Raw genomic sequence first — 17,512 nt, forward strand, 5'->3', positions numbered from 1 at the left:
CCTCGGTGTCAGGGGGTGGCGGTCGCTGCGGATGGGAGGGAGAGAGGTTCTCCGAGGATCCGCGCCAGTGCGGATTCGAGGAAGGACTGTTCGAGATCGACGTCGCGGATCTGCGTGCTCCACATGACGCCGTCGATGAAGATCATCGCCGCTCGGGCCCGGTCGGCGCCATAGGTCGGCTCCAGGAGGTTGACGAGGCGGTCGGACAGGTGGCGCGCGAGCTGGCGCAGACGCGGATCGTGCACGGCTGCCGTGACCACGGCTCGATCCGCCTGCACCGCGCGGCCGTCGTGGATGCTGTCGTGCACGAGCGCCGCGATGACGTCGGCCCCGGCTCCCCGTTCGGCGAGGGTCTGCCGCACTCCGTCGAGTCGGCATTCGATCTCGTCCGCGAGCGCTCGGAAGGCGGCGGTGCGCAGGTCGTCGAGGGTGTCGAAGTACTGGGTGGTCGCCCCGAGCGGCACTCCGGCTCTGGCGGCGACCATCCGATGCGTGATGGCGTCGGCCCCGACCTCGACGATCAGCTCGGCCGTCGCGGTGACGATCTCCCGACGACGCGCTTCGGGGTCACGCCGCCGACGCGCGCTCTCCACCATCGCTCACCCCCTGGACACCCGTACATGTACGTTTGTACATTCGCTCCGGTGTGAACTCCCTGAGAACGGCCGCCCGCTTCTTTCCTGTCTCCCCGCCGTGCCGGATCACTTCCGCACCCCGTACCCCCGTTCCCGGTCCCTTTTCGCGCTCTCACGGGCGGGAACCTCCTCCCGTGGTCGAAAACGTACCGGGGCGGAGGAGGGGGTCAGGCGGCGGAGGTAGACGGGGTGGAGGAGGGGGTCTGGCCGCGCTCGAAGTAGGCGACGAGATCGGGGTCGAGCGGGGGGACGGCGATCGCGGAGCCGTCACCCCGGAGGGACGCGGTGGCGAGGATGCCGGCGGCCACGGCCTCGCGCGCCGCGACGGGAGAGGTCGCCGTGAGACCCCCGTGCCGCACGAACCGGAGGAACTCGGCCACGAGCAGCGCGTCGGCTCCGTCGTGTCCGGCGTCGGGCACCTCGGGCACGACGAACACCTCGTCCGCGTCGGCCGCCCCGGCATGCCGACGGTTCCACAGCTTCACCTCGCTGCCGGCCACGTCGCCGAAGTTCTCGATGCGCCCCTCGGTGCCGATCACGGTGTAGTTCCGCCAGTAGTCCGGGGTGAAGTGGCACTGCTGGTACGAGGCGAAGATCCCGCCCTCGAGCCGCAGGTTCACCATCGAGATGTCCTCGACGTCGACCACGGGGTGGAGTCCGGTGAGCGCGGTCGGCGGCCAGTTGTCCATGCTGAACCAGTCGGGCATCCGCTCCCCCGTGCGGTCCCGCCGGTCGGTGATGTCGCCGTAGACGCTGAGGCCGCCCATCGCCGCCACCTGCTCGGTGTACGCGCCCGCCAGCCAGTGGATGATGTCGAGGTCGTGCGCTCCCTTCTGCAGGAGGAGTCCGGTGGTGCGGCTCCGGTCGGCGTGCCAGTCCTTGAAGTAGAAGTCGCCGCCGTGCCCCACGAAGTGCCGCACCCACACGGCCTTCACCTGCCCGATGCGCCCGGCCTGGATGAGCCCGCGCATGAGCGTGATCACGGGCATGTGCCGCATGTTGTGGCCGATGTAGAGGCGGGTCCCGGTCCGTCGCGCCGTCTCCAGCATGCGGTCGGCGTCGGCGAGGTCGATCGCGAGGGGCTTCTCGCAGAAGACGGGCACCCCGGCCTCCAGCGCCCGGATGGTCAGCGCGGCGTGCGTGTCGTCCGGCGTCAGCACCATGACCGCGTCGACCCCGGACGCGAGCAGCTCGTCGAGGGAGTCGGTGATGAGGGCGTCGGGGACGAGCGTCCTGGCGTCCTCGCGGGCACGCGGGGCGAGGTCGCAGACGGCGGTGATACGGGAGCCGTGACCCGGCCGATGCACCTCCTCCTGAAGGGTGGAGCGCGCGCCGAAGCCGATGATGCCGATGTGGAGGTCCAACAGAAGTCCTTCGTGAAAGGGGGGAAGAAGAGGGGGCGGCTCAGCGGCCGCGGGCTGCCGGGGCGTCGAGATCGGTCGAGCCGCCGGGGACGAGGGCCCAGGGGAACTCGTGCAGCGCACCGGGTGAGGGGTCGCTCTCGAGCGCCTTCTCGACGATGATCCGCGCCTGCCGCTCGTAGAAGTCCGTCGGGCCGACGGTGGTGAGGGTAGGGGCGATGAGCCGGGCGTCCGGGGTGTTCCCGACGCCGACCACCGCGACGTCGTGCGGCACGCGGAGCCCGAGCATGTGGGCGGCGTTGATCGCGGCGATCGCGGCGAAGTCGGTCGTCGCGTACACGGCGTCCGGGCGGTTCTCCTGCGACAGCAGCTCGATCGCGGCGGTGAAGGCGCTGGCCTGCGTCTCGGCATAGGTCACGGTCCATGCCGGGTCCGGGGAGATGCCGGCAGCCGCGAGCTTCTCGACATACGGCGTGTACCGCGTGACCTGCGTGGCCGCGAGGCGGACGGCGCCCTCCGCGGCGATGCAGCCGATGGCCGCGTGCCGCTCCAGCAGGTGGTCCATCGCGAGCTCGCACCCCGGGATCGCGTCCGAGCGGATGACGTCGAACCCGTCCGGCTCCAGATGCTCCGAGAACACCACGAGCCGCTGGCCGCGCTTGACGAGGTCGCCCAGCCGTCGGGCGTCCTCCTCGTCCAGCCCGACGCCGTCGAGGTATGCCACGTCGCTCTCGACGCGGTCGAGCGCCGCGTGCCAGTCGCCGTCGGCGAGGATCAGCGTCGTGAGCCCGTGCTTGTTCGCCTCGGCGTTCACGGCGTCGGCCACCGCCAGCGACCACGGATCGCTCAGCATGTGGAGGGAGAGCTGCACCATGCCGCTGCGACCGGTGCGGATCGCCCTGGCCGCCGTGTTCGGACGGTAGTTGAGCTCGTCCGCGGCCGCGAGCACCCGGGCCGCGGTCGCTTCGGCCACGCCGGCCCCGCTGGCACCGGCGCGGCCGGAGAAGACGTACGACACGGTCGCGGTCGACACCCCGGCACGTTCGGCCACCATCCGCAGCGTCGGTCGGCGGCTGGGGGCGTGCTCACGCTGTGCCATGTCTCATCCCTTCGTCCCGCTGAATGCGATGCCCTGGATGAACTGCCGCTGCAGGATCATGAACGTCACCAGCATGGGCAGGGTCGCCAGCAGGGCGCCCGCCATGAGCACCGGGTAGTCGGTGCCGTGGATGCCGACGAGCTGCGAGAGTCCGACAGACAGCGGCATCTTCGCCGGGTCGGTCGTCACGATCAGCGGCCACAGCAGATCGTTCCAGGACCACAGCACGGTGAACACCACAAGTGCGATGATGCCAGGCTTCGCCAGTGGAACCATGATCCGCCAGAAGGTCTGCCACGGATTCGCCCCGTCGATCCGCGCCGCCTCCTCCAGCTCGGCCGGCATGGAGAAAAAGAACTGGCGCATCAAGAAGGTCCCGAAGGCGCTGAAGATGCCGGGCACGATGAGCGCCTGCAACGTGTTCAGCCATCCGAGCGCCTGGATGATCTCGTACTGCGGCAGCAGGTAGAGCTGCGAGGGCACCATGAGCACCGAGAGGAACACGACGAACAGGGCGTTCCGGCCGGGGAAGGCGATGCGCGCGAACGCGTAGCCCGCCATGGTGCACAGGGCGACCTGCCCGACCGTGCGGCCGACGGTGAGGAGCACGGAGTTCAGGAACATCTGGCCGAACGGCATCGAGTCGAAGACCTCGGCGAAGTTCGTGAACACCCATTCGCGCGGGAGGAACGACGGCGGCACCTGCACCGAGTCGGACAGCGTCTTGAACGAGGTCAGCAGCTGCCAGACGAACGGGAACACCATGAGCGCGGCGCCGACGATGAGCACGACGTGCACGATCCACAGTCCGCGGTTCCTGGGCGTGCCGGCCGTCCGCGATCGTGCGGGGGCGGCGCCGACGACCGCGCGGGTGTCGAGGGAGACGTCACTCATAGTGCACCCACTTCTTCTGCAGCCGGAACTGCACGATCGTCAGCACGAGGATGATCAGCAGCAGGAGGAAGGCGACGGCGGCGGCGTACCCGCGGTCGTTGTCGAGGAAACCCGCTTCGTAGAACAGGTAGACGACCGTGCGGGTGTTCGGCATCGCGGGGTTGCTGCGGCCGAGCATCATGTAGATGAGGTCGAACACCTGCAGAGCCCCGATCACGCTGATGACGCTGACGAAGAAGATCGACGGCGACAGCAGCGGGATCGTGATGGAGAAGAACTTCCGCACGGGGCCCGCCCCGTCGAGGTCGGCCGCCTCCATGATCGTGTCCGGGATGCCCTGGAGTCCGGCGAGGAAGATGACGATGTTGGTCCCCAGTCCCGCCCAGATGCCGACGACGGCGATCGCGATCAACGCGGTGTTCGGGTCGGTCAGCCAGCTCCGCCCGTCGATGCCGACCGCGCCGAGGGCGGCGTTCAGGACGCCGTAATCGCCGTTGTAGATCATGCGCCAGACGAGGGCGATCGCCGCGGGCATGGTGACGACGGGGATGAAGTAGAGGGTGCGGTAGGCGCTGCGGCCCGTGAGGCCGGTGGTGTTCAGCAGCGCGGCGATCCCGACCGCGAGGGGGATGCCGATCAGCGCGATCACCGTGTAGACCGCGGTGTTGCGCAGAGCGCCGAGGAGCTCCGGGTCCTGGAACAGCCGCACGTAGTTCTCGAACCCGATCCACTCGGAGCCGCCGAACGGGCCGGACTTCGTGAAGGAGATGATGAGCGTGCGCACGGTCGGCCACAGGTAGAACACGGCCAGCCCCAGGGCGGTGGGCCCGAGGAAGACGAGGGCCCACCACGGCGAGGCACCGGGTGTCCGGCGCCGCCGCCGGACACCGGAGGACGGGGCCTCCGGTGCCCGCCCGGCGGCGGGGGCGACCGCGCGAGGCGCGAGGACGGTCATCCGGTCACTCCTGCTCGGCGTCCAGCGCGGTCTGCATCTGCGCGGCGAGATCCTGCAGGCCTTCCTTCGGGGAGACCGCTCCGGACCAGACCTGGGACAGCACCTCGCTCTCGATGCTCGTCCACGCGGAGGTGTTCTTCGACACCGGGTACGGGACGGCCGTCTCCAGCGCGTCGATGTAGACCTGCAGGTCGTACTGCGGGAGCGCATCCACCCAGGCCTGCTGCGTGCCGTTGAACGCCGGGATCACGGTCCCGGTCTCGGCCTGGATCTTCGCCGCCTGCTCGCCGCTCGCGAAGGCGGCGAAGTCCTTCGCCTCCTCCACGTGCGCGCTCTTGGCGTTCGCGACGTTCCCGACGCCGTGGATCACGCTCTGATTGCCCTCCGGGCCTGCGGGCAGCGGAGCCACGTCGACGCTGTCGCCGATGTCGGCGTTGTCCGCGTAGGCGATGGCGGCCCAGGAGCCGTTCTGGAACATGGCGACCTTGCCCGACAGGAAGAAGTCCTCCGGGTTCGTGTCCGTCATCTGCTGCGCCGTGGGCGAGGAGCCGTCGGCGACGAGGTCGGTCCACAGCTCGACGCCCTCGAGAGCCTCGGGCGAGCCGTAGCCGCTCTCAGTGCCGTCCGCGGAGATGACCTCGCCGCCGGCCTGTGCGATCGAGTTGTAGAAGTTCTCCTGGCCGTACTGGCTCGCGGCGACGCCGAACCGGCCGTTCGCGGGGTCGGTCAGCTTCGCGGCCGCGGTGGTGAAGTCGTCCCAGGTCCAGCCGGCGCTCGGGTACTCCACTCCGGCGGCGTCGAACAGCGTCTTGTTGTACCAGAGCGCGACGGTGTCGAAGTCCTTGGGGGCGCCGTAGAGCGCGTCGTCGTAGGTGTAGAGGTCGACGAGGCCCTGGGGGTAGTCGGAGGCGTCCACGTCGTCGAGCGGCGCGAGCTGGCCGTTCGAGGCGTAGAGCTGGAAGCTCGGCCCGTTCATCCAGAACACGTCGGCGGCCGACCCTCCCGTCACCGCGGTCTGGAGCTTGGTGAAGTACTCCTTGTAGGGAGTGACCTGGATCTCGATCGTGACGTTCGGGTGCTCCTCGGTATAGGCGGCAGCGATGTCCTCCATCGCGGGCTTCTGGTTCTCGTCCCAGATCGCGTAGCTGAGGGTGATGTCGCCGCCCGAGGACTCCCCGGTCGCGGAGGAGGAGCAGGCGGAGAGCGCCAGGACGGCGGCCGCGGAGGCGGCGAGAGCGCCCAGGGCGCGGCGGGAGGTGCGGGGCATCGAGGTCTCCTTTGACGGGTGCACGGGAAGGCGGTGCGCGATGTTAACCGTTTAGCGTTAAACGATTAGCAGCGAGAGTAGCGCGCCGCGTCCGTTCTTCGCAAGCACCGATCTAGAGCGCGGATCCCAGCGCCAGCCCCAGCCCCGCGGCGAGGAGACCGAGCAGGAGCATGCCGAACGCGTCGAACACCGCGGCGCCCCGCTCACCGTCCCGCCACAGCGCGACCGCATCGAGCATCGCGGTGCTGAAGGTCGTGTAGCCCCCGAGCAGGCCCGCGCCGAGCACGAACGCCGCCCCCGGCAGCGCCGTCGTCACGAGCCCCAGCGCGAAGGAGCCGGTGAGGTTGACGATGAGGATCCCCCACGGGAACCGCCGGCCGACGAGCCGGGCGACACCGAGGTCGAGGAGATAGCGCAGGACGGCGCCGACGCCCCCGGCGAGCGCGGCGGCGAGGAACAGCAGCGGACTCACGTCGCCCCTCCCCGGCGCGGGCGCCCCAGCCGGAGCCCCGCGGACGCCGCGAGGAGGCCGAGGGCGAGGCTGACCGCGGCATACGCGGCGGCGAGGAGCGGCGCCGACGCCCACAGGGCCAGCGTCCCGGTCATGAAGGCGCTGTAGGTCGTGAAGCCGCCGAGGACGCCGGTGCCCAGCAGCAGCCGCAGCTCCGCCGAGGCCGGGAGCCGGGCTGCCACGACTCCGATGAGCAGGGCGCCCAGCACGTTGGCCGGCAGCACCGCGAGGGGGAACCCGCCGAGGTCGGGGAGGAAAAGCCCGAGGCCCAGACGCGCCGCCGTCCCCAGCGTGCCGCCGAGCGCGACGAGCAGGACACGACGGATACTCACGCTGGCCACTGTAGTCGCGCATGACAGCGCGACCGTCGTATGTCAAGGCGTTGGGGCGGGGACGGGGACAGGCGTTGACTGTCGGCATGAAGCCACTCTGGAAGGTCGACCAGGACGCACCCCACGGCACTCCCTTCGATCCCGGCGCGCAGCACGACGTGCTCATCGTGGGGGCAGGCCTCACGGGACTCTCGACCGCGGTGCTCCTGACCCGCGCCGGACTCGACGTCGTCGTCGTCGATGCAGGCGATGTGGCGGAGCTGTCGACGGGCGGCAACACGGGCAAGCTCTCCCTCCTCCAGGGGCAGCAGCTCGCCACGATCCGCACGCACCATCCGGCCGCGCTCGTCCAGGCGTACGTCGACGCCAACCGCGCCGGCATGGAGTGGCTCACCGGTTTCGCCGACACCGCCGGCCTCAGCTACACCGAGCGCACCGACCACACCTACGCCCAGGGTCCTGAGGGGCTCGAATCGGTGCGGTCCCAGCATGCCGCCGCGCGGGAGGCGGGACTGCCGACGCGTCTGCTCACCGCGGGCGAGCTGTCGACGCCGTTCCCCGTCGCGGGCGCGGTCGCGCTGGATTCCCAGGTGACGATCGACCCGGTCGCCGTCGCCGACGCGCTCGCGAAGGAGTTCCTCGCGGGCGGCGGCACCCTGCACACCGGCGTCCGTGTGACGGGCGCCCACGCCCTCCCGGAGCCTCGGGTGGAGACCACGGCCGGCCCGATGTTCGCCGAGCACATCGTCCTCGCGACGGGGACGCCGATCCTCGACCGCGGTCTGTACTTCTCCAAGGTCGCCGGGATGCGGTCGTACTGCGTCTCGTTCCGGGTCTCCGGCGGGGTGCCGGAGGGGACGTTCATCTCCGCCGACAGCCCCACGCGGTCGATCCGCCCGGTCTCGGCTGCCGACGGTCCGGCGGACACGGCACAGCTCGTCGTCGGCGGCAACGGGCATCCGGTCGGCCGCTCGGACGGTGAGACCGCGGCGATCGACGATCTCGTCGCCTGGACGCGGCTGCACTTCCCGGACGCGGAGGAGACGCACCGCTGGTCCGCGCAGGACTACCAGTCGCACAACCTCATCCCCTTCGTCGGTGCTCTGCCGCGCGGCCTCGGTCGCATCCGCATCGCCACCGGGTACGCGAAGTGGGGGCTGTCGAACGCGCCCGCCGCGGCCCTGCGGCTCACCGAGGAGATCATCGGGACGAAGCGCAGCGAGCGTCCGTCCTGGATGCTGCGCCTCGGCACCCGTCTGACCGTCCCCGCCGACCTCGCGCGCGGCGCCGTCGAGGGAGCGAAGGTGGCCGCCGCGGCCACGAAGGGCTGGGTCGAGGCCGAGACCACGCCGGTCCCGGTGCCGCAGCCCGCGGAGGGCGAGGGCGTGGTGGCGAACCGCGGCGGCCGCCCGGTCGCCATCTCCACCGTCGACGGCGTGACCCGTGCGGTCAGCGCGGTGTGCCCGCACCTCGGCGGCGTCCTCGACTGGAACGACGCCGAGTGCACATGGGACTGCCCGCTGCACGCGTCGCGGTTCGCCGCGGATGGCACCCGCATCGAGGGGCCTGCTCTGAAGGACCTCGAGCAGATGCCGCGGACGGTCGGCGGCTCGTGACTCAGGACCGGGTCGGCGGGGCGTCCCAACCCTGCTGCGGGGTGTCGCAGTCCTCACGGAACACGTACTGCGATACGAGCTTGCGCTGGCTGCTGGACCAGTCGATCGCCGGGCGACGCTGCTCCGGCGGCAGGTAGCCCAGCCGGTAGACGGCCATGAGCTCCAGGTCGTCGGGCACCCGCAGCAGCCGCACGATCTCGTCCCAGCGCCCCGGCACCTCCATCGGGAACGAGATGAATTGGATGCCCATGCCCAGCTCGACCGTGGTCAGCCAGACGTTCTCCATGGCCGCGCCCATGCTGAACACGGAGTAGAACGACGACAGCTGCCCCGGCCGGTACTCGCTGCGGTCGAGCATGACGCCGAGCAGGAGGGGCGACCCGGCCACGAGCTTGCGGTTCTCCGCGCCCAGCGTCTTCGGCACCCCGAACGTGTTCATCAGCGTCTGGCCGCGCTTCGTGAACACCTGCGACGTGAAGGGGCGCAGGGGCGCGGGGAGCTTGTCGAACAGCATGCCGCTGCGCTTCTCCTCCATCTCCTCCTGGCTGAAGCGGAAGTAGGGCTTGTACCGCTCGAAGAACGTGCCGTTCGACATCGCCTCGGTCATGCTCTCGCCGGAGATGCGCGCGATCTCGTCGATCGTGTCCCGGTTCTCGATCACGACGAAGCGCCACGGCTGACTGTTGAGCTGCGACGGTGCGCGACCTGCGGCTTCCAGGAGGATGCGCTGGTGCTCCTCGGAGACCGGGTCGGGGAGGAACGCTCCGTTCGTGGTCTTGCGGCGGCGGATGGCGTCGAGGAGTTCCATACGGTCACTTCCGGTCGGAGGGGAGGCGCGAGACCACGAGGCCCGCGAGGACGAAGGGCGCTGCCGTGAGGGCGACGAGCGGGTGCCGCCGGGTGTGCGTCCCGGCGTAGGGGATGGCGGCAAGGGGGACGGCCGCGGGGAGGAGGGCCAGGGCGGCGCGGCGGCTGCGCGGCGTGCGGGTGGCCAGACCGACGACGACGGCGAGTCCGGTCGTCGCGCAGGTCAGGATGTAGAGCGCGTGGTGCACCCAGCGGAAACGACGCGTGTCGATGAGCCGAGCCGCGACCGCGGCCCCGAGGGCGCAGTTCGCCGCATAGGCCGTCGCCGCCGCCGCGAAGACTCCGGACGCGGGGCGGTCGTCGCGCTCGCGCTTCCGTCGCCCCGTCATGGCACGACCCTACGCCCTCCCCTCCTCCCCCGATCCACCCCCTTGCGTGCGAGCGGCCCCCTTGAGTACGACCGCACCGGGGTGGGTCGCACGCAAAGGGGCCGCTCGACGGATCAGAGGGCGGCGTCCGCGTAGATGCGGAGCGCGTCGCGGACGAACTCCGCACCCTGCGTGCCGCCCGCGGACGTCGCGTAGTTCGCACCGAAGCGCGGGTCCGCGACGTACATCTCGCCGAGTCCGATGACGTACGCCTTGGCTGCGGCATCCGGCCCCTTCCGGAGGGCGGCGGCCGGAGTGCCGGGGATGCCCGTGAGCCAGGCGACGTGACGACGCGCGAGCTCCTGTGCCTCGGCGGACGCGGGATCGATGCCGCTCTCCGCCGCGGCGATCCAGTCGCGTCCGAGATCGGACACGCGCTGCTGCCAGTCGGCGCGCTCGGCGTCGCTCATCCCGCGCCACCAGCGGTCGCTGTCGGCGTAGGCCTTCGTCCCCCAGCGGTCCTCGACCTCCTGCTTGTACTGCGTGTGGTCGAAGCCGTCGAACATGTTCTCTGCCATGAGGTTCTCACCTCCTCTCAATGCCGTGATGGTGGATTCGACCGACGCGATCTGCCGCGCCAGCCGGGTCTGCTCCTCGCGCAGCAGCGCGAGGTGGGTCTCCAGGGCCGACGCCTCGGCCGCCGAGCCCCCGCCCTGGGTCCCTGAGCCTGTCGAAGGGCCCAGCACCTCCGCGATCTGCGGCAGCCCGAGTCCGAGCTCCCGCAGCAGGAGGATCCGCTGCAGTCGCACGAGCGCCGCCGCGTCATAGTGCCGGTAGCCGTTGGCCGCGATGCGCGACGGCGGCAGCAGGCCGATGTCGTCGTAGTGCCGCAGCGTCCGGCTCGTCGTGCCCGCCAGCCGCGCGATCTCCTGGATCGACCAGTCCCGCGATTCCATCCGCCCACCCCTTCCGTGTCAGGCCTCCTCCCACCGTAGAAGTTGCCGCTACGTCAAGGTCAACCCCGCCTCCGAATCGCGTGCTTGGCTCTATTTCCGGCGGAGATGGGGCCAATCAGGCGATTCGAAGGAGAGAGGGGGTGTCGGAATCGAGATATATCGTGTTATCGTGACGGCAACACGATATATCGTGAATCCCTCGACACAGGAGAAGCAGACATGACCGAGAAGTGGCTCATCGCCCCCGGCGAGGAACGCGTCATCGACATCGCCTCCGCGACCCGGCTCAAGGTGGGCCTCGTCGGCGGACAGGTCGACGTCATCGCCCATGACGAACCCGGCATCCGGATCGAGGTGCACGGCGTCACCACCAAGGACCTCCGGATCGAATCCCGCGACGGGGAGGTCGAGATCGACCACCCGCAGCTGGGCTGGGACAACTTCCTCGAGGTGTTCCGGAACTTCGGCTCCGGAGGCCCGCGCGCCGAGGTGAGCGTGGCCGTCCCGCGTTCCATCGCCCTGACCCTGGGCGTCGTGAGCGCCGGCGCCCTCGTGTCGGGGATCCGCAACGACACCCGGCTCAACACCGTGTCCGGCGACATCATCGTCGACACCCTCATCGGCGACCTCAGCGTGAACTCCGTCTCCGGCGACGTACAGGTGCGCAACCTCACCGGCTCGATCAACGCCAACAGCGTCTCCGGCGACGTGGCCGTCACCGGAGCGATCCGCAAGGCGACGGTCGACATCGTCTCCGGGTCGACGCTGGTGGACGCCGCAGGCGATGTCAACACGATCACCGTGAACTCGGTCTCCGGCGGCACGACCGTCCGGCTCGACGAGTCCCTCGCGGCGAACTACGTGATCCGCTCGCTCAGCGGTCGTCTCCTCATCGACGGCGTGGAGCGCAGCACCTCCGGCCCGAGCACCTACAACGGCACGTCCGGCGAGCTCGCCGGGCGTTTCGTGGACCTCCGCGCCAACTCCGTCTCCGGAGGGGTGACGGTCCTCCGTCGCGCTCCGCAGACGATCGAGAACGACCCGGAGTGGGAAGCATGAGCCCCGCGGTCTTCTCCCACGGAGATCTGCGCCTGTACCTGCTGTCGCTGCTCGCGGAGTCCCCGCAGCACGGTTACGGCATCATCCAGTCGCTCACGGACCGGACCGGCGGGACGTACACACCGAGCGCCGGCACGATCTACCCGCGCCTCGCGAAGCTCGAAGAGGAGGGGCTGGTCACCAAGACGGTCGACGGACGCACCACGATCTACGCGATCACCGAGGCCGGGCGCGCCGAGCTCGCCTCCCGCCAGAGCGACCTCGCCGACATCGAGGCGGGCATCACCGACACCGTCCGCCTCATCGCCAACGAGGTGCGCCAGAGCGTGCAGGAGGCGATGAAGAGCCTTCGCGCCGACCTGGCAACGGCGACCGAGGATGACAGGGCGGCGGCGAAGAACAAGCCGCGCACCGCGAGCGAGGATGCGCGGCTGACCAGCCGTGAGGAGCTGCACCGCGCCGACGCCGTCGTGAACGCCTTCCGCGCACGGGTCCGCACCGACCTGCGCACCCATGTCGCGAAGGGCGGCGTCCTCCCGGCGTCGGTGGTCACCGACCTCGAGAACGCGCTGGATCAGGCCGCCCGCACCGTGACGGTCGCGCTGAGCCAGCCGGACTCCTGAACCTCCATCACACAGCACGAGGCCCCGCCGACATCCGTCGGCGGGGCCTCGTCGCGTCCGGGTCACTCCGGCCAGATCTCCTTCTGCTCGTCCGGTACCGACTCCCCCAGGGGCACGACGAGCACCGGACGGTGCTGGCGATGAGCCAGCCGGGCGGCCACGGAGCCGGTGAAGAACTCCCGGATCGACTCGCCGATGCCGCGCTTGCGGGTGCCGACCACGATGAGCTGGGCGTCGAGCTTGTTGGCGAGCTGCTTGATGGCCAGGGCCGGGTCGCCGACGAGCTGTCGCGCCGTCCAGGTGACCCCCTTCCCGGCGAGGATCGTGGCAGCCGCTGCCTCGACGGCCTCGAACTCGGCGGCGCCCGCGTCGAAGTTGATGTCGATGGGGGCGGAGTGCACGTAGCCGTCCGGATCCTCGTAGGTGACGAAGCGCGTGATGTCGACGTGGGCGACCACGAGCGGAGCGTTCAGCAGCCGGGCGAACCGCACGGCCTCATCGAGAACGTGCGGGTCCTGGTCGAGCTGCATCCCGACGATGACAGCCTTCTGCAGAGCGGCGTTCTGCGTGGCCTCGTCGGACGGAGTGGAGGTGCTGTCGGTCATGGAGATCGCTCCCTTCGCCGGCCTGGCCGCGGCCAGGGTCTGTTCCCCGCGTGCTATCCTGAATGCTACTCTTACCGGCCTCGAGCCGGTGTCGTGAATGACTCGGGCGCCTGTCTGCCCGCAGCTTAACTCGTGAGGGGGTCTCAGGCATGGGCCGTGGCCGTCAGAAGGCGAAGCACACAAAGATCGCCCGCGAACTCAAGGCGTACAGTCCGTCGGTGAACTACTCGGCGCTGGAGCGCGAGCTCGCGCACTCGAGCGACTCCGACGAAGACGCCTACGTCGACAAGTGGGCCGACGAGTACGCGGACGAAGACGAAGACGAACTAGAGAAGGCCTAGCCCCTCGGTTCGAAACACCCGCACGGCTCGTGCGGGTGTTTCGTCGTTCCCGGGCGGCGATGCGACGCCCCGGTCGCTCGTCCCGACCGCGCGGCCTGCCGCCGGAACGAGGAGGCCCTCGCGATGTCAGCGCTCCCTCAAGGGCAGGATAATCCGACGCAATTCCGCTGATCCGCGTCTTGTGAGCGCAAACATTTTCTGATTTGATGTGCATGTGATCGACGGCGCACCCTCGCCGCGTCCCGGCTTCGGGCGATCCGCAGGAACATGACCTCAAAGAGGAGAACAGCATGGCACCCACCTCACGCACCCCCCGCGTCGCCGCGGTCGTCGCCCTCGGCGCGGTGTCGGCGTTCGGACTCGCGGCCTGCGCCCCGGCCGCCTCCGGGGGCGGCGACGCCGGCGGAGAGCCCGTCACCATCGAGTACATGCACCGCCTCCCCGACGGCGAGGGCATGACCACGGTCGCCGAGATCGTCGACCGCTGGAACGAGGAGCACCCCGACATCCAGGTCAAGGCCACGAAGTTCGACGGCAAGGCCAGCGACATGATCCTCAAGCTCGAGACCGACATCAAGGCCGGGAACGGCCCGTGCCTCGCGCAGACCGGATACTCCGAGGTGCCCCAGCTCTACGTGAAGGGTCTGCTGGAAGACGTCGCCACGGAGGCCGAGAAGTACGAGGACCACTACTCGGCCGGAGCGTTCAGCGGCATGCGGGTCGGCGACGCCATCGTGGGCCTCCCGCAGGACACCGGACCCCTGGTCTACTTCTACAACACCGCGGAGTTCGAGGCGCTCGGCCTCGACGCCCCGGCGACGCTCGACGACCTGACCGCCGCCTCCGCCACGGCCGCCGCCGCCGGCAAGTTCGTCACGGCGTTCACACCGGACGAGGCGCAGAACTGGCTCTCCGGACAGGCTGCCGCCGCCGGTGACACCTGGTTCTCCTCGGAGGGCGAGGAGTGGAAGGTGGATGCCGAGGGTGCGGGCTCCGAGCGGGTCGCCGCCTTCTGGCAGGGCCTGCTCGACGGCAAGCAGACGCTCGCGACCGAGCGTTGGGGTGAAGGGTTCACGGCGGCGCTGAACAACGGCAGCCTCATCGGCCACGTCGGCGCGGCCTGGGAGGCCGGCTTCCTCCTCGACTCCCTGGACGGCACTCCGGCCGAGGGGCAGTGGCGCGTCGCCCAGCTCCCCGACTTCGGCGCCGGCGCGATGAGCGGCCCCGACGGCGGGTCCGGCGTCTCGGTCATGAAGGGCTGCGAGAACCCCGAGGCCGCCATGGAGTTCAACGACTGGTTCAACACGCAGGTCGACGACCTCGCTTCCCAGGGCCTCGTCGTCGCGGCGAAGGGCGAGGTGGAGACGCCGGAGAAGATGCTGCGTCAGTTCGGCGGCCAGGACGTGCTGGCCGAGCTCGGCACGGCCACCGAGAACCTCAACCCCGACTTCCCGTACGCCCCCGGCTTCTCGACCCTGGCGAACATGAACGAGACGGCCGCCGCGGCTGCTGCCGGCACCGCCACGGTCGCGGACATCTTCACGACGGCGCAGGACACGGCCGTGGCGTCGCTGAAGGACCTCGGCCTCCCGGTCGCGGAATGACCGGACCGGACGGCATCATCGGATGAACGACGGCGGAGTGCACGGGCGATCGTGCACTCCGCCGTCGTCGTGAGAGCGAGAGGCACATCATGGCCACAGTGACCGAGACGAGGGCAGCGGCGCCGCTCCCTCCCGCGCGCCGTCCCGTCGCCCCGTCGACCCGTCGATCGCGGATCCGAAGAGAGGGACTGACCGGGTGGCTGTTCATGGCGCCGTTCGCGCTGCTGTTCGCCGTCGTCTTCCTCATCCCCATCATCGTGTCGGTCCGGTCGTCGTTCTTCGCGCAGGTGCCCGCCGGCGGCGGCCTGTACGGCGGGGGCGAGCTCGTCGACACCTTCGTCGGCCTCGACAACTTCGCGGCGGCGGCGACCGACGGCGCCTTCTGGGCCGGCATGGGACGGGTCATGCTCTACGCGGCGTTCCAGATCCCGGTGATGATCATCGCGGCCCTCGCCCTGGCCCTGCTGCTGGACTCGTTCATCGTGCGCCGCCCCGCCCTGTTCCGCCTCGCCTTCTTCCTCCCGTACGCGGTCCCCGGCATCATCGCGGCGATGATGTGGCTCTACCTCTACACGCCCGAGGTGTCGCCCTTCCTGCCGTATCTGCCGGAGGGGACCGACCTCATGTCGCCGCAGACGATCCTCTTCTCGATGGCGAACATGACGACGTGGACCTACACGGGCTACAACATGCTCATCTTCCTCAGCGCCCTGCAGGCCATCCCCCGCGACCTCTACGAGGCCGCCCGTCTGGACGGTGCGACGGGCTTCCAGATCGCGACCCGCATCAAGGTGCCGCTCGTGCGCGGTGCCGCGCTGCTGGCGGTGCTGCTGTCGATCATCGGCACGGTCCAGCTGTTCAACGAGCCGGTCATCCTGGAGGCCGCGAATTCCTGGATGGGCAAGGACTTCACGCCGATGATGCTCACCTACAACACGATGATGGGCGAGCTGTCGCCGTCGGGCAGCGGTCCGGCGTCGGCGTACTCGCTGCTCATGGCCGGGATCGCGGGCGTGCTCGCGATCGTGTACGCACTGCTCCAGCGGCGGAAGGGCGACGCATGACCACCACACGACTCGTCACCGTGACCCCGCCGACGAAGCGGCGCTCTCGTAGGCCGCAGGCGGCGGACGCCCCTCCTCCGTCCATCGCCCCGGGTCCCGCGGCCCGCACGTTCGGCATCATCGCCCTCGTCGTCGCGACGCTGTACTTCCTCGTGCCGGTGTTCTGGCTCGTGGTGGCCTCGACGAAGAACAACACCGACCTCACCTCGACGTTCGGATTCTGGTTCGCCGAGCCGAACCTCGCCGCCAACTACGACAGCCTCATGGGCTGGACCCAGGGGCTGTTCTGGCGCTGGGTCGGCAACTCCCTGTTCTACTCGCTCAGCGCCGGGATCATCGGCACGCTGTTCGCCGTGATGGCCGGCTACGCGATCGCCAAGTTCGCCTTCCCCGGGAAGAAGCTCGCGGTCGGCATCATCATGGCGGGGCTCCTCCTGCCCGTCGCCCTGCTCACGGTGCCGCTGTACATCGAGTTCCAGGCGCTCGGCCTCACGAACACCGTGTGGGCGATCATCATCCCCTCGGCGGTCTCGCCGTTCGGCGTCTTCCTCGGCATGGTCTACGCGCAGTCGTCGGTGCCGACGGAGTTGCTGGAGGCCGCCCGCATCGACGGCGCCGGTGAGGCCCGGATCTTCTTCACGATCGTGCTGCGGCTGCTCGGCCCCGCGATGGTGACGATCTTCCTGTTCATCTTCGTGGCCACGTGGAACAACTTCCTCCTCCCGCTCATGATGATCTCCAGCCCCGACCTCAAGCCGGTCACGCTCGGCCTCTACGGCATGATGAGCTACTTCTCCCCCGACAAGGGCGCCGTCATGCTCGGGGCACTGCTCGGTGTGATCCCGCTCATCGCCCTGTTCTTCACGCTGCAGAAGTACTGGCGCTCCGGTCTCGCCGCCGGCGCCGTCAAGGGCTAGGCACCTCGACCGCGCACAGACCGGAGGCCGCCCGCGCGAGCCTCCGGTCGTGCGTGAGGAGGGGGCAGCAGGAACTCGTCCTCCAGCCGCGCCTACAGGACTCGGGTCGACGTTCCGGTGCAGACCAGGTCGACGACGATCGCGGCGTCGACGACGATCACCGCCCGGCGCGCCCCTCGTGCACGGCGGCGACGATGCTCTCCGGGGTGAGCGTGGCCACCTCCGGCTGCCGCGCTCGTCCACTCAGGAACTCCGACAGCGTCGGGCGGGCGGCGATGCGGGCGAGCTCCGCCGAGAGGTACTGCTGCAGCGACTGTCCTCGCTCCTGCGCTCGCGCGGTGAGCACGGAATGCACGCCGGGGTCGAGATCGCGGATGAGTACGTTCGGCATGTGCGGCTCCTTTCGTGGCTACCCCTCGAGTATCGGGGACCGGAGGCACGCTCTCCGGCCCCGGAACCGCAACCCGTGGAGAACCGGCAAACTCCCCGCCGCGTGCA

20 protein-coding genes are annotated in these 17,512 nt (G+C 69.9%); 7 read left to right on the forward strand and 13 right to left on the reverse strand.

Annotated elements, in window-relative coordinates; translation table 11 throughout:
• Positions 1 to 8 precede the first annotated feature (8 nt).
• The 8 genes from AB0P08_RS03915 to AB0P08_RS03950 all read right to left on the reverse strand — a co-directional run bounded on the left by AB0P08_RS03915 (position 9) and on the right by AB0P08_RS03950 (position 7,054).
• On the reverse strand, positions 9 to 596 hold the full coding sequence (locus AB0P08_RS03915) for a TetR/AcrR family transcriptional regulator (RefSeq protein ID WP_363588177.1): 588 nt from the start codon (positions 594 to 596) through the stop codon (positions 9 to 11).
• A gap of 206 nt (positions 597 to 802) precedes the next feature.
• The gene (locus tag AB0P08_RS03920) at positions 803 to 1,999 is read right to left on the reverse strand and encodes a Gfo/Idh/MocA family protein (protein ID WP_363588179.1); all 1,197 of its coding nucleotides are present in this window, start codon (positions 1,997 to 1,999) and stop codon (positions 803 to 805) included.
• A 40-nt stretch (positions 2,000 to 2,039) separates the two neighbouring features.
• Complete coding sequence (locus AB0P08_RS03925; protein ID WP_187663121.1) at positions 2,040 to 3,095, reverse strand: LacI family DNA-binding transcriptional regulator; 1,056 nt, start codon at positions 3,093 to 3,095, stop codon at positions 2,040 to 2,042.
• A gap of 3 nt (positions 3,096 to 3,098) precedes the next feature.
• The gene (locus tag AB0P08_RS03930; protein ID WP_363588181.1) at positions 3,099 to 3,989 is read right to left on the reverse strand and encodes a carbohydrate ABC transporter permease; all 891 of its coding nucleotides are present in this window, start codon (positions 3,987 to 3,989) and stop codon (positions 3,099 to 3,101) included.
• The gene (locus tag AB0P08_RS03935) at positions 3,982 to 4,944 is read right to left on the reverse strand and encodes a carbohydrate ABC transporter permease (RefSeq protein ID WP_268777693.1); all 963 of its coding nucleotides are present in this window, start codon (positions 4,942 to 4,944) and stop codon (positions 3,982 to 3,984) included. The genes AB0P08_RS03930 and AB0P08_RS03935 overlap by 8 nt, the downstream gene beginning before the upstream one ends.
• Before the next feature lie 4 nt (positions 4,945 to 4,948).
• Positions 4,949 to 6,211 carry an ABC transporter substrate-binding protein gene (locus AB0P08_RS03940; RefSeq protein ID WP_363588183.1) on the reverse strand — a complete coding sequence of 421 codons (1,263 nt, stop codon included), beginning with the start codon at positions 6,209 to 6,211 and terminating at the stop codon, positions 4,949 to 4,951.
• A 112-nt stretch (positions 6,212 to 6,323) separates the two neighbouring features.
• Positions 6,324 to 6,683, reverse strand: a complete 360-nt coding sequence (locus AB0P08_RS03945) for a fluoride efflux transporter FluC (protein WP_363588185.1) — start codon at positions 6,681 to 6,683, stop codon at positions 6,324 to 6,326.
• Entirely contained in the window at positions 6,680 to 7,054 is a 375-nt protein-coding gene (locus tag AB0P08_RS03950) for a CrcB family protein (RefSeq protein ID WP_363588187.1), read from the reverse strand. The genes AB0P08_RS03945 and AB0P08_RS03950 overlap by 4 nt, the downstream gene beginning before the upstream one ends.
• 86 nt (positions 7,055 to 7,140) lie before the next feature.
• On the opposite strand from AB0P08_RS03950, the gene AB0P08_RS03955 reads away from it, so the two are divergent.
• Positions 7,141 to 8,670, forward strand: a complete 1,530-nt coding sequence (locus tag AB0P08_RS03955; RefSeq protein WP_363588189.1) for an FAD-dependent oxidoreductase — start codon at positions 7,141 to 7,143, stop codon at positions 8,668 to 8,670.
• 1 nt (position 8,671) lies between these two features.
• Here AB0P08_RS03955 and AB0P08_RS03960 read toward each other — a convergent pair whose 3' ends face one another.
• The 3 genes from AB0P08_RS03960 to AB0P08_RS03970 all read right to left on the reverse strand — a co-directional run bounded on the left by AB0P08_RS03960 (position 8,672) and on the right by AB0P08_RS03970 (position 10,801).
• Positions 8,672 to 9,478, reverse strand: coding sequence for a nitroreductase family protein (locus AB0P08_RS03960; protein WP_259952866.1), 807 nt, complete (start codon positions 9,476 to 9,478; stop codon positions 8,672 to 8,674).
• Between the two features lie 4 nt (positions 9,479 to 9,482).
• Positions 9,483 to 9,866: a hypothetical protein gene (locus tag AB0P08_RS03965; protein ID WP_259952868.1), complete on the reverse strand. Its 384-nt coding sequence runs from the start codon at positions 9,864 to 9,866 to the stop codon at positions 9,483 to 9,485.
• 113 nt (positions 9,867 to 9,979) lie between these two features.
• A complete protein-coding gene (locus tag AB0P08_RS03970) occupies positions 9,980 to 10,801 on the reverse strand; it encodes a MerR family transcriptional regulator (protein ID WP_363588191.1) in 822 nt (273 codons plus the stop codon).
• Positions 10,802 to 11,020: 219 nt separating this feature from the next.
• Between AB0P08_RS03970 and AB0P08_RS03975 the strand changes: the two genes are divergently transcribed.
• On the forward strand, positions 11,021 to 11,860 hold the full coding sequence (locus AB0P08_RS03975; RefSeq protein ID WP_187663111.1) for a DUF4097 family beta strand repeat-containing protein: 840 nt from the start codon (positions 11,021 to 11,023) through the stop codon (positions 11,858 to 11,860).
• Positions 11,857 to 12,483 carry a PadR family transcriptional regulator gene (locus AB0P08_RS03980; protein ID WP_363588193.1) on the forward strand — a complete coding sequence of 209 codons (627 nt, stop codon included), beginning with the start codon at positions 11,857 to 11,859 and terminating at the stop codon, positions 12,481 to 12,483. Before AB0P08_RS03975 ends, AB0P08_RS03980 begins: the two co-directional genes overlap by 4 nt.
• Positions 12,484 to 12,545: 62 nt before the next feature.
• On the opposite strand, the gene AB0P08_RS03985 is transcribed toward AB0P08_RS03980, so the two are convergent.
• The gene (locus AB0P08_RS03985; RefSeq protein WP_187663109.1) at positions 12,546 to 13,088 is read right to left on the reverse strand and encodes a universal stress protein; all 543 of its coding nucleotides are present in this window, start codon (positions 13,086 to 13,088) and stop codon (positions 12,546 to 12,548) included.
• 149 nt (positions 13,089 to 13,237) lie between these two features.
• Here AB0P08_RS03985 and AB0P08_RS03990 point away from each other — a divergent pair, with 149 nt between their 5' ends.
• The 4 genes from AB0P08_RS03990 (at position 13,238) to AB0P08_RS04005 (ending at position 17,014) form a co-directional block, all read left to right on the forward strand.
• A complete protein-coding gene (locus AB0P08_RS03990) occupies positions 13,238 to 13,429 on the forward strand; it encodes a DUF3073 domain-containing protein (RefSeq protein WP_025104705.1) in 192 nt (63 codons plus the stop codon).
• Between the two features lie 290 nt (positions 13,430 to 13,719).
• Positions 13,720 to 15,033 carry an ABC transporter substrate-binding protein gene (locus tag AB0P08_RS03995; protein ID WP_363588195.1) on the forward strand — a complete coding sequence of 438 codons (1,314 nt, stop codon included), beginning with the start codon at positions 13,720 to 13,722 and terminating at the stop codon, positions 15,031 to 15,033.
• Positions 15,034 to 15,122: 89 nt separating this feature from the next.
• Entirely contained in the window at positions 15,123 to 16,097 is a 975-nt protein-coding gene (locus AB0P08_RS04000; protein ID WP_363588197.1) for a carbohydrate ABC transporter permease, read from the forward strand.
• Positions 16,094 to 17,014, forward strand: a complete 921-nt coding sequence (locus tag AB0P08_RS04005; protein WP_187663106.1) for a carbohydrate ABC transporter permease — start codon at positions 16,094 to 16,096, stop codon at positions 17,012 to 17,014. The genes AB0P08_RS04000 and AB0P08_RS04005 overlap by 4 nt, the downstream gene beginning before the upstream one ends.
• A gap of 157 nt (positions 17,015 to 17,171) precedes the next feature.
• On the opposite strand, the gene AB0P08_RS04010 is transcribed toward AB0P08_RS04005, so the two are convergent.
• Positions 17,172 to 17,405 carry a FitA-like ribbon-helix-helix domain-containing protein gene (locus AB0P08_RS04010; RefSeq protein WP_363588199.1) on the reverse strand — a complete coding sequence of 78 codons (234 nt, stop codon included), beginning with the start codon at positions 17,403 to 17,405 and terminating at the stop codon, positions 17,172 to 17,174.
• Positions 17,406 to 17,512 lie beyond the last annotated feature (107 nt).

This window comes from Microbacterium meiriae (genome assembly GCF_040686935.1).
Lineage (GTDB): Bacteria > Actinomycetota > Actinomycetes > Actinomycetales > Microbacteriaceae > Microbacterium > Microbacterium meiriae.